Genomic DNA, 10444 nt, shown 5'->3' with positions numbered 1-10444 from the left:
GAGGTGGGGGTGGAGGCGGGGGTGCCGGGGCTCGGGTGAGCGTTCCGGGCAGCGGGCCGGCGTCCATCTCGCGGCGGTCCTCTCGTCGGGGGCGCGAACGCCTCCACGATCGACAAGCCGCATGAGCCCGCCATTCGGACGGGCTGAGAACCCTCTCATTCGCGCCGTCCCCGGCACGTCGCTGGGTAGCTGCTCGAGGTGCGCGACCGGCTCGCGGCGCGTCCCGACCTCGCCGACATGGAGGGTGACGCCGTCGTCCATGCCTGCCGGGCGTTCGGCCTCGGCGACTGGCTGCGCACGGAGCTGCCGGCCGGAAGCCGAGGCCGGCGGGGCCCTCAGCCGCCGTACTCCAGCAGCGGGAGGCCGCGGACGCCGGGCTCGCGGATGACGAACAGGGCACCGGCGGCGGGCTCGGCCGCGGGGTCGACGCCCAGCCGGGACGTCGTGACGATCAGCTGGTCGAGGTCGGGGCCGGTGAACGCGACGGCGGTGGCGTGCGTGAGCGGCAGGTGGACGATGACGTCGAGGCCGCCGTCGGCGGCGTACCTGCGCACCTCGCCCGTCGAGTAGGTCGCGATCCAGACTCCGCCCTCGGCGTCGATGGTGAGGCCGTCGGGGTCGCCCGGCACCTCGGCCCAGGTGCGCCGGCCGGTCAAGCCCGTCTCGGCGGACCAGTCGAACACGTCGATACGCCCGGTCGCGGTGTCGGCGTAGTAGGCCAGCGCGCCGTCGGGCGACCAGCCGATGCCGTTGGAGACGCTCACGCCCTCGACGGCGGCCGCGGCGGTGCCGTCGGGGTCGATGCGGTACAGCGTGCCGGCGGCGGGCGTCTCGTCGTAGGCCATGGAGCCCAGGTAGAGGGCGCCGTCGGGCGCGCAGCCGCCGTCGTTGCAGCGCAGGCCCGGGTCGCTCCACAGCTGCGGACGCTCGTCGAGCGGCGAGTCGAGCGCGTCGCCGTCGGCCAGCGCGACCGCCCGCTGCGTCGCCACCACCCAGCCGCCGCCCCGCCGCGCCCGAACGACGGCGGCGACCTCGCCCACCCGGCGGCGCGCGACCTCCCCCGCGGCGTCGAGCTCGAGCAGCTCGCCGGCAAGCATGTCGACCCATCGCGGCCCGGCCCAGCGCGGCGAGTACGCCGGGCCCTCCCCGTGCTCGCACACCGCCGCGGTCAGCTGCTCGGCCTTCATCGGCGCTCCGTTCGACGGGGGTCGGGGCCCCACCACCATGCCCGACGGCCTCCCCTGACCGCCAGTACCGCAGCTCAGCGCCGCCTACACCGAAGAGCGTGCATTGGGACGAAGGTCCCGAGATGACGGTCTTTCCGCCTCTACGGCCGTATACCGCCGACCCGGACCTTGAGAGCATGACGAAGTACATGCGGCCGGTTCCGGCCACCCGGAGCCTGGTCGTCGTGTGCGCGCATCCCTACGATGCGACCTTCGCGCTCGGCGGGGTCATCGCGGCGTTCGCCGATTCCGGGACGTCGGTGCACGTCATCTGCCTCACCCACGGCCGGCACGCCGATCCGCGGCCGCGGCACCGGCTGGACCGGGCCCGCGACCTCGGCCGCGCCACCCGCCATCTGGGCGCCGACGACGTCACCCTGCTCGACCACGCGCCCGGCACGCTCGCCGTCGTCACGCTCGACGACCTCGTCGAGGAGATCCTGACCGCCCGGCACAGCGCCGACGCCATCCTCACCGTCGACGCGACCGGCGCCGACGCCCACCCGGACCACATCCGCGCCATGCGGGCCGCCTACCGCGCGGCGTCGAAGCAGGGCAGCACGCTCTACGCGTGGACGCTGCGCGCCGGCCAGACGGCCCGCGGCCACCAGGTCCTCGTCGTCGACGTCGACCGCGAGCGCCAGCGGACCGCGACCAGCTGCCACACGGGCCTGCCGGCGGACGACCCGCTGCGCAGCCGCTGGCAGCGCAACCAGGACCGGGCCGAGCGGCTCATCGTCCTGCGCACCGAGCGCTCCGTCCCGGTCTACGCCCGTCACGTCTGAGGCTCGCATCCGGTCGTCATCGTAGGCCCTGCCCCCTCGTCACCGCGTGAACGGAGCCCTCGCATGACCACCAGCATCGTCGTCGGCGTCGACGGATCGCCCGACAGCGGCATCGCCCTCGACTGGGCCGCGAAGGAGGCCGCCCTGCGCGGCGCCGGCCTCACGATCGTCTACGGCCTGCTCATGCCGGTCGCGGCCGTCCCGTTCGGCCCGGCCGCCGCGCTGCCGCCGTCGGAGGAGCTGCGCGAGCTGGCCACCGGCGTGCTCGACGCCGCGCGGACGCGCGTGGCCGCCGCCGAGCCGGGCGTCGCCGTCGACACCTTCCTCATCCTCCGCGGCGCCGTCGACGCGATCCTCGACGTGGCGGGCGACGCGGCGATGATCGTGGTCGGGACGCGCGGGCTCGGCGCGGTCGGCGGGCTGCTGCTCGGCTCGGTCAGCAGCCGGGTCGCGGCGCGGGCGCACTGCCCGACGGTGGTCGTGCCGCCGGTCGTCGCGCCCGACGACGGCTCCATCGTGGTGGGGGTCGACGGCTCCAGTCCCGGCGACGCGGCGCTCCGGTTCGCCCTCGCCGAGGCCGGACGGCGATCGGCGAAGGTCGTCGCGGTGCATGCCCACCACGACCAGGCCGACCTCGAGACGCTGGTGCCCGCGGCGCTGGAACGGGCCCGCGCGGCGAACCTCACCGCCCCCGACGTGTCGGTTCGCCTCGACGCCGGCCGGCCCGCCGACGTCCTGCTCGAGGAGGGCCAGGACGCGGCGATGATCGTGGTCGGGTCGCGAGGACGCGGCCAGGTGCGCAGCCTCCTGCTCGGCTCGACCAGTAGCGCCGTCCTCCAGCGCTCGACGCGCCCGGTCGCCGTCGTCCGCGCCCCCTGAGGTGCGCCGGAGTCACGCGGTGATGCGTGCGGCGCCGAGCGAGAGCGCGGGCTCCGCACCCAGCAGGACGTCCTCGGCGCCGACGTAGCCGTGCACCATGCCCGGGGCGACGTGCACCCGCACGTCCACGCCGGCCCCGGCCAGCAGCGCGCCGACCAGCTCGGACTGCGGCCGGACGGGGTCGCACTCGGCCGCCAGCACGGTCGTCGGCGGGGATGACGGGCCCAGCGCGGCGACGGGGCCGGCCGCGGTGTCGCCGTACTGACGGCGGCCCCACTCGAGCTCGGCGCGCGAGAGCAGGACGCCGTCGTAGCCGGGGTCGAAGTGACGGTCGAGGTCCGCGGTCACGATCGGGCAGAGCAGCAGCTGATGGACGACGGCGACGCCTGCGGTCCGCAGCGCTGCCGCGGCCGCCACCGCCAGCCCGCCGCCGACGGAGTCGCCGCACAGCAGCAGCTCGCGGGTCGCCGGCTGCGCGGCCACCCACGCGGCGGCGTCGACGACGTCGTGCAGCGCGGCCGGCGCGGGATGCTCCGGCGCCAGCCGGTAGCCGACGGCGACCACCGGCAGCCCGCTCGCCCGCGCCAGCGCGCGGCAGACGCGGTCGTGGGAGTCGAGGCTGCCGCGGACCCAGCTGCCGCCGTGGGCGAACACGACGACCCGGCCGGGCACGGCGGGGCCGCGCCGGTCGCCGTCGGCCGGCACGGGCGTGTAGCGGCGCAACGCGAGCCGGTCGCCGTCGCGCCCCTCGATCCGCAGGTCCGACACCGTCGCCACCGGCAGTTCAGGGAACGCCGCGTACGCCTCGTCGAGCAGCCGGCGCGCCTGGGCGAGCGGCAGCAGGTGCGGATCGGAGTGCCCGGCGTCGGCCAGCGCCGCAACCACCGCTGCCGCCGCCGGATGCAACCGGCTCACGGCACCCGCTGCGGCGCCATGAGGGCCCTGAGCCGCTGCTCGGACAGCGAGCCGCGGGCCACCACGTAGGTGCCGAGGATCCAGTCGTCGTGGTCGGGCAGCCGCATCGACTGGTGGACCAGCTCGAGGTCGCCGGCCAGCGGGTGCCGGAACACGACGTCGGCGGGGCTGCGGTCGCGCAGGACGTGCTCGGCCCAGCGCTCGGCGAACACCGGGCTGACGTCGACCAGCTCGGCCACCAGGTCGGCGAGCACCTCGTCGTCGGGGAACCGGGCCCGGTGCGCCCGCAGCACGCCGACGACGTCGTCGACCTTGCGGTCCCAGTGCCCGAACGCGGTGCGAAGGTCGGGGTCGAGCAGCACCATGCGGGCCCAGTTGGGCCGGCTGTGCGGGTGATCCGGCGCGTCGGGCGCGGCATACGGCGCGAACAGCAGCCGGCACGGCTCGGTCCAGGCGAGCACGTCGAGCCGGCGCCCCAGCAGCGCGGCCGGGATGCGATCGAAGTGGTCGAGGAGCACCCGCAGCGCCCGCCCCACCACCTCGTCGCCCGGGTCGCCGGCCACCGCCGTCAGCGGCGACGACAGCCGCAGCAGGTGCTCGCGGTCGGCGGTGTCGAGGCGGAGCGCACGGGCGATGGCGTGCAGGACCTCCGGCGACACGGCCTGCGCCTGGCCCTGCTCGATGCGGGTGTAGTACGACGGGCTGACGCCGGCCAGCTGCGCGACCTCTTCGCGCCGCAGCCCGCGCACCCGGCGGGTGCCGTAGGAGAGCACGCCCACCTCGTCGGGGTCGAGCTGCTCTCGCCGGGCGCGCAGGAACGCCCCGACCTGCGTGTCGCGCTCGGCCACGGCGCCTCCCCTCGTCCTCGCCGGCCCGTGCCGCCGAGCCTAGCCGCCCGGCGGCGCCCGCCGGCGGCGCCTGCCTACCCCTGTCAGGGATAGCCGGACCGGAGTGTGGTTGCCGCCGCCCGGTCCGCCCAGAGTGGTGTCCACCAGCCGCCGGGCGATCCGGCGGCACGACGGAAGGACACCGGCATGACCACCACGATCTCCGCGGCGCCCGAGGCGCCGTCCGTCGAGGCGACGGTCGACGCGTACCTGGCCGCCTGGACCGAGCCCGACGACGGCCGCCGCCGCGCCCTGATCGAGCGGTGCTTCACCGCGACCGGCGCCGTCGTCGACCCGCCGCTCGACGGGCACGGCCACGACGGCATCGACGCGCTCATGCGGACCCTGCAGGCGCACTACCCCGGCACCCGGTTCGTCCGCACCACCGCCGTCGACGTGCACCACGACGCGTTCCGGGCCGGCTGGGAGCTGCGGGACGCCGACGGTGCCGCCGTCCTGACCGGCACCGACCACGCCACGCTGGCCGCCGACGGCCGGATCGAGCGGATCACCGGGTTCTTCGGCGACCTCACGCCGCTGCCGGCGATCGCCGGGGCAGCCGGGCCGGCCGGGGGAGCCGCCGTCACGGGCGGGTCCGCTGCCACGGACGGCGCCGTCACGGACGGGGCCGCGTGATGGCGGCCGGGACGCTGGCCGGACGGCGGCCGCTGGCGGCCGGTGTGGACCGGCGCCGGCTCTGGTTCGGCGCCGACGCGGCGGTGACCTGTGCGAACGGCGTCGGCTATCTCGCTCTGGCGGGCCTGCTGGACGGCGTGCTGGGTGCCGGCGCCGGGCTGCTGCGCTCGATCGGGGCCGGCCTGCTCGCCTTCGGCGTTCTGGTCGGCCTGTACGCGCTGCGCCGGACGGCGGGCGCCGCGGCGGGGTGGGCGCTGGTAGCGCTGAACGTGGTCTGGGTCGCCGCCTCGCTGGGCTTCGCTCTGGGCGCCGCCGACCTCACCGCCGCCGGCCGCGGCTGGGCGGTGCTGCAGGCGATGGTCGTCGGCGGCCTGGCGGTCCTGCAGGCCGGGTCGCTGCGCAACCGCGGCTGACCCCGTCCCCCATCGAGGACGATTCGACAACGAGGAGGGTCATCATGACCGTGTCCAGCATCTATCCGGTGCTCATGACCGACGACGTGCCGAGCCAGACCGCCTTCTGGACCGAGCACTTCGGCTTCGAGGTCACGTTCGTCAGCGACTGGTACGTCAGCCTGCGCCGCGAGGCGTGGGAGCTGGCCGTACTCGACCACCGCCATCGGACCATTCCGGCCGGTCACGGCCGGGTGGCGGGCGGCGTCCTCGTCAACCTCGAGGTCGACGACGTCGACGACGAGTGGCGGCGGCTGGTCGTCGAGGGACCCCTGGCGGCGCTGCTGCCGATCCGGTCCGAGGCCTTCGGGCAGCGGCACTTCATCGTCGCGGGTCCGGACGGCGTCCTCGTCGACGTCATCACGAACATCCCGCCCGACGATTCGTACGCCGACGCCTACACCTGAATGCGGGCCTGCGCCGCCAGGGCGTCCGTCAGCAGCGCCACCAGCGCCTCGAGCTGCACGTCGGCGGCCGACGACACCTCGTCGTCGGAGCCGTCGAGCGCCCGGGCCGCGAGTCCGGCCTTGCTGTCGATGAGCTCGGCGATCCGGGTGTCGATGGTCTGCGCGGCGATGATGCGCCAGGCGGTGACGGGCTCGGCCTGGCCGATGCGGTGCACGCGGTCGATGGCCTGCGTCTGCTCGGCGTCGGACCAGGACAGCTCGGCGAGCACGAGGTTCGAGGCGACCTGCAGGTTGATGCCCACGCCGGCCGCCGTGAGCGAGCAGACCGCGATGGCGACCTCGGGGTCGTTGACGAACGCGTCGATGTTCTTCTGCCGCGTCCTCGTGGTCTGCTCGCCGCGGATGGACGAGTACCGCAGGCCGCGCTCGGCGAAGATCGCCTCGGCCGCGTCCATGACGTCGATGTGCTTGGCGAAGAAGACGACCTTGCCGACGTTGCGGGCGAGCTGCGCGGCGTAGTCGGCGGCCAGCCCGGCCTTGGCCTGGCCGATGCGGCGGATCATGCGGAACACGTTCTCGCCGGTCTTCGTCGACTTGTCGGTCAGCTCGGCGGCGGCCACGCGGCGGACGAGGTCGTGATCGATGCCGTCGGTGGCGGCGGGCGTGACGACGTCGACGGTGCCGGCGGCGCGGGCCTCGGCGCGTGCCTCGAGCGCGGCGTGGTAGCGAGCGACGAGGCGCTCGGCGAGCTCGCGCTCGGCCTTGCGGATGGATCGGCCGGCGGCGTCGTCGAGCTCGACGGGGAGGTCGGCGACCCGGCGGGCCGGGATGTCGGCGGCGACGTCGACCTTGCGGCGCCGGACGATGCCGAGGTCGATGACGCTGGCCCGGGCGGCGGTGGCGAAGCCGTGGTCGGCCGGGGTCAGGCCGGTCTCTTCGAGCGCCTGCATGAGCTCGGCGCGCGGCTTCTTCTCGTCGATCCAGCCGAGGAACTGCCAGATGGCCCGGAAGTCGTCGATGTCGTTGATCAGCGGCGTGCCCGTGAGCGCCATGAGCAGCGGGCGCACGGTGCGGGTGCGGATCTGCTCGGCGAGCTGCAGGACGTGCTGCGAGCGCTGCGACTTCTTGTTCTTGATGAAGTGCGCCTCGTCGACGACCATGCCGCGGAAGCCGAGGTCGCCGAGCCAGCCGACGTGCCGGTCGAGCACCTCGTAGTTGACGACGATGATGTCGGCGAACCCGTCGATGGTGTCGCCATCGCCGTGGATGACCGTCGCCGGGTGCTGGGGCGTCCACAGCGCGGCCTCGCGCGCCCAGTTCGTCTTGACGACGTTGGGCACCACGACCAGCAGCGGGTAGGCGTTGGCGGCCTGCGCCGCGAGCAGCGCCTGGGCGGTCTTGCCCAGCCCCGGCTCGTCGGCGAGCAGGAAGGTCCGGTGGCCCTCTTCGGCGGCCTCGACCAGCTGGGCCTGGTGCAGCATGAGCTCGCGGCCGTCGGGAACGCGGATGTCGGTCGCCGGCGGCAGCGTCATGGAGGCCGCCTTGCCGTCGGCTGCGGTCTCGAACGAGTTGAGCAGGGGCTCGATCAGCTCCCAGTTCACGAGCCGGCGCGGCCGCTGCGCCTCCGGGCGCGGCGCGACGGCAGAGAAGGCTTCGTAGTCGGGCGCCAGGAACGGGTTGGCCAGCTGCCGGGCCACGACCGCCTGCGGGACGACCTGCCGCTTCGGCGCCGTCGTGGCCTGGGTCTGCGCGGTCTGCGTGGCCGGGCCGGAGGCGGAGACGCCGAAGGAGTCCTCGCCCGGTTCCCGCCCGGCCGCGATCAGCATGTCGCGCCGCAGCGCCCGGGCGGCGTCGGTGACGACCGCGTTCTCGTCGAGCAGCTCGAGCAGCGGGGCCTCGCGGACGGCGACCTTCGCCAGGATGGTGGCGATGCCGTCGAGGCGCTTCAGCTGCTCGGCGCGGTAGGCCTCGCTGCGCTTGGTGTCGCCCTTGACCTGAGCCCGCTCCTCGCGCGCCAGCAGGGCGATGACCTGGAACTTCGTGCGGATCGAGGGAGTCGACGACCCGCGCTCGACGGCGGACTCGACCTCGCGTACCGCACGCGCGAGCACGGACATGATGTCCTCGGTGTCCTGGCTCCGCGCGCGACTTCTCGTCCGCGTGGCCGTTCTACTGGCGCTGGGCCGGCGCCTGGCGTCTCTCGCCAATCGTTCTCCTCCTTCGGAGTGCCACGCACACGTGCTCGTGGCTGTCGGGGTGGCCGCTCTTCGCTGCGGCGGCTCGGTCGCGTGATCGCCGGACGCACTGCGCCTGGTTCACGTACCCCTGACCAGATTTCTACCCTGCGGCACTGACAGTGAGGTGATTCCCGCTCGGCGGGTCCCCTACAGGGCAGTTGAGATACTACCCATAATCAAGCGGTTCGACCGCCGGACTATTCCCATCCGTGTGCGAATCGTTGCTTCCGCGTGGCCGGAACGACCCCTAACTCGTGGGTTGAGGGCCGTCTCGCGCCTCGCGCCGCTGCAGCACGTAGGCGGCGGTCAGCGCGATCGACGGCTCATCGCTGCCGGCCAGCTCGGTGAGCGCACGGGTCGCCGCGGCGCCCGGCAGATCCGCCAGCGCCTGCGCGATCCGGGTCCGCACGGGCGTCCCGGCGCCGTCGTCGCCGAGCTGGGCGACCAGCTCGGCGACGATCCGGTCCGCGAGGTCGCGCTCCCGCGCCAACCTGCTCAGCGCGTCCCCGGCGTCGACGTCGTTGACCCCGTCGACGACCATGTCGATCAGCGTCGGGACGGCGGCCGCGTCGCCGCGCTCCCCGAGCGCCAGCGCCGCGGCCCGGCGGACGCCGACGTCCGGGTCGTTCAGGGCACCCCTGAGCAGGTCCGTCGCGTCATCGCCCGGCACCTGCGCGATCAACGCGACGGCCCGCTTGCGCACGCCTGCGCCGCCGCCGCCACCACCGTCGTCGTCGTCGCCGCCGCCGCCGTCGCCGGGCCGGAGTGCGGCCGCCAGCACGGCGAGCGCATCGCCGTCGGACCGCCTCAACGCCCACTGCAGGGCGCCCGCGACGTTGAGGTCCGGCTCCATGAGCGCCGCCTCGACCAGCAGTTCCACGGGCGCGTCGCCGATCGACGAGAGCGCGGCGCGCTGGCGGACCTTCGGGCTGTCGGAGCCGAGCGCCTGCAGCAGCGCGACGATCCCGAGCGCCTCCTCCCAGTCGGCCGGCTCCGCGGCGTCGATGAGGCGCAGGCGCGCGAGCAGCTCCTTCTCGCGCGTGATGCGCTCCCGCGTCCGGCCGATCAGGTCGTCGATGAGGCCGGCGGGGTCGAAGCCGGGATCGTCCAGCGCCCGCCCGACGTCGCGCAGCGACAGGCCGAGCGAGCGCAGGCTCTCGACGTGGAGGATCCGGCGGATGTCCTCGCCGGTGTACTCGCGGTACCCGCCCACCGTACGCCCCGTCGGCCGCACCAGGCCCAGCGCGTCGTAGTGCCGGAGCATGCGCGCGCTGACCCCGGACCTGCGGGCGACCTCACCGATGAGCACTACGCAGCGCCCTCCTCCTGCGGACCCAGCGCGACGATGCGCTTGGCCTCCTCGATCGCGGCCTCGAAGCCGGTGTCCGGGTCGCGCCGCAGCCGCTCGGTGGCGATCGCGTGCGTGCGCACCCGGGGCTGTCCGCTCGCCGTCGCCGTCGCCAGGACCGGCTCGACCACGTCGCCGAGCGCGATCAGCGCCCGGCTCAGGCTCAGCTGCGTGTCGCGGTCGCCCCGCCCGAGCTGCGTCGCCAGCGCCGCGGCCAACTCGCCCTTCTCACCGTCGGGCACGAGCACGACGGCCGCCCGCCACGCGCTCCGGGCCACCTCATCGTCGGGGTCGATCAGGAGCGACCGCGAGATCGCCGGCCACGCTCCCCCGTCGCCGATCTTGGACAGCGTGTGCAACGCTTGACTCCGTGCCTGGGCCCGGCCCGACCCCAGCTCGTCGACCAGCCGGGGCACAGTGACGGACGGCGGCTGCCGGGTGAGCGCCCAGGTGAGCATGTCGCGCACGAAGAAGTCCGGCTCGACCGCGCAGCGCTCGATCAGCTTCTCGACGTACCGAGGGTCCGGCCGCGTGCCCGCCGCCATCGCCGCCCTCAGCCGCACCGACGACCGGGCATGCCCGAGGGCCTCGAGCAGTCCGCTCTCGTTCGTGTTCTCCTGCGTCAGGGCCATCACGACCACCTCCTCTCACCCCAGTGAAGACCTTGTCACC

The 10444-nt window shown here is 74.7% G+C and carries 11 protein-coding genes; 5 read left to right on the top strand and 6 right to left on the bottom strand.

What is annotated here, in order from left to right; all coding sequences use genetic code 11:
- Nucleotides 1-335: 335 nt before the first annotated feature.
- The gene (locus E1212_RS22540; RefSeq protein WP_131986625.1) at nt 336-1187 is read right to left on the bottom strand and encodes an SMP-30/gluconolactonase/LRE family protein; all 852 of its coding nucleotides are present in this window, start codon (nt 1185-1187) and stop codon (nt 336-338) included.
- A 176-nt stretch (nt 1188-1363) separates the two neighbouring features.
- On the opposite strand from E1212_RS22540, the gene E1212_RS22535 reads away from it, so the two are divergent.
- Both E1212_RS22535 and E1212_RS22530 read left to right on the top strand, forming a co-directional pair.
- Entirely contained in the window at nt 1364-2011 is a 648-nt protein-coding gene (locus tag E1212_RS22535; protein ID WP_162605592.1) for a PIG-L family deacetylase, read from the top strand.
- Between the two features lie 63 nt (nt 2012-2074).
- Nucleotides 2075-2890 (top strand): universal stress protein, encoded by an 816-nt coding sequence (locus E1212_RS22530; protein ID WP_131986621.1) that lies wholly within the window; start codon nt 2075-2077, stop codon nt 2888-2890.
- A 12-nt stretch (nt 2891-2902) separates the two neighbouring features.
- On the opposite strand, the gene E1212_RS22525 is transcribed toward E1212_RS22530, so the two are convergent.
- The gene (locus E1212_RS22525; RefSeq protein WP_162605591.1) at nt 2903-3805 is read right to left on the bottom strand and encodes an alpha/beta hydrolase fold domain-containing protein; all 903 of its coding nucleotides are present in this window, start codon (nt 3803-3805) and stop codon (nt 2903-2905) included.
- Complete coding sequence (locus tag E1212_RS22520; RefSeq protein WP_131986618.1) at nt 3802-4653, bottom strand: helix-turn-helix domain-containing protein; 852 nt, start codon at nt 4651-4653, stop codon at nt 3802-3804. The genes E1212_RS22525 and E1212_RS22520 overlap by 4 nt, the downstream gene beginning before the upstream one ends.
- 186 nt (nt 4654-4839) lie before the next feature.
- Here E1212_RS22520 and E1212_RS22515 point away from each other — a divergent pair, with 186 nt between their 5' ends.
- From E1212_RS22515 to E1212_RS22505, 3 genes are read left to right on the top strand one after another with little or no spacing between them, the layout of a single operon-like run.
- Complete coding sequence (locus E1212_RS22515) at nt 4840-5328, top strand: nuclear transport factor 2 family protein (protein WP_131986616.1); 489 nt, start codon at nt 4840-4842, stop codon at nt 5326-5328.
- Entirely contained in the window at nt 5328-5741 is a 414-nt protein-coding gene (locus tag E1212_RS22510; RefSeq protein WP_238992448.1) for a hypothetical protein, read from the top strand. Before E1212_RS22515 ends, E1212_RS22510 begins: the two co-directional genes overlap by 1 nt.
- 44 nt (nt 5742-5785) lie before the next feature.
- On the top strand, nt 5786-6187 hold the full coding sequence (locus E1212_RS22505) for a VOC family protein (protein ID WP_131986614.1): 402 nt from the start codon (nt 5786-5788) through the stop codon (nt 6185-6187).
- Here the strand turns inward: E1212_RS22505 and E1212_RS22500 are convergent.
- The 3 genes from E1212_RS22500 to E1212_RS22490 form a co-directional block, all read right to left on the bottom strand.
- The gene (locus E1212_RS22500; RefSeq protein ID WP_420814413.1) at nt 6178-8394 is read right to left on the bottom strand and encodes a DEAD/DEAH box helicase; all 2217 of its coding nucleotides are present in this window, start codon (nt 8392-8394) and stop codon (nt 6178-6180) included. The two genes, E1212_RS22505 and E1212_RS22500, sit on opposite strands and share 10 nt — an antisense overlap.
- 277 nt (nt 8395-8671) lie before the next feature.
- Nucleotides 8672-9733 (bottom strand): HEAT repeat domain-containing protein, encoded by a 1062-nt coding sequence (locus E1212_RS22495; protein ID WP_131986610.1) that lies wholly within the window; start codon nt 9731-9733, stop codon nt 8672-8674.
- Complete coding sequence (locus E1212_RS22490; protein WP_131986633.1) at nt 9733-10404, bottom strand: HEAT repeat domain-containing protein; 672 nt, start codon at nt 10402-10404, stop codon at nt 9733-9735. Before E1212_RS22490 ends, E1212_RS22495 begins: the two co-directional genes overlap by 1 nt.
- Between the last annotated feature and the right edge of the window lie 40 nt (nt 10405-10444).

It is taken from the genome of Jiangella ureilytica, from assembly GCF_004348545.1.
In the GTDB taxonomy this organism is placed as follows: Bacteria; Actinomycetota; Actinomycetes; order Jiangellales; family Jiangellaceae; genus Jiangella; species Jiangella ureilytica.
This window is presented reverse-complemented; position numbering and strand designations above follow the sequence as displayed.

What these genes read in the sequence shown, in the direction of transcription:
- E1212_RS22505 (WP_131986614.1), top strand. Translation starts at nt 5,786, where the DNA reads ATGACCGTGTCCAGCATCTATCCGGTGCTCATGACCGACGACGTGCCG.
- E1212_RS22515 (WP_131986616.1), top strand. Translation starts at nt 4,840, where the DNA reads ATGACCACCACGATCTCCGCGGCGCCCGAGGCGCCGTCCGTCGAGGCG.
- E1212_RS22510 (WP_238992448.1), top strand. Translation starts at nt 5,328, where the DNA reads ATGGCGGCCGGGACGCTGGCCGGACGGCGGCCGCTGGCGGCCGGTGTG.
- E1212_RS22540 (WP_131986625.1), bottom strand. Translation starts at nt 1,187, where the DNA reads ATGAAGGCCGAGCAGCTGACCGCGGCGGTGTGCGAGCACGGGGAGGGC.
- E1212_RS22530 (WP_131986621.1), top strand. Translation starts at nt 2,075, where the DNA reads ATGACCACCAGCATCGTCGTCGGCGTCGACGGATCGCCCGACAGCGGC.
- E1212_RS22490 (WP_131986633.1), bottom strand. Translation starts at nt 10,404, where the DNA reads ATGGCCCTGACGCAGGAGAACACGAACGAGAGCGGACTGCTCGAGGCC.
- E1212_RS22535 (WP_162605592.1), top strand. Translation starts at nt 1,364, where the DNA reads ATGACGAAGTACATGCGGCCGGTTCCGGCCACCCGGAGCCTGGTCGTC.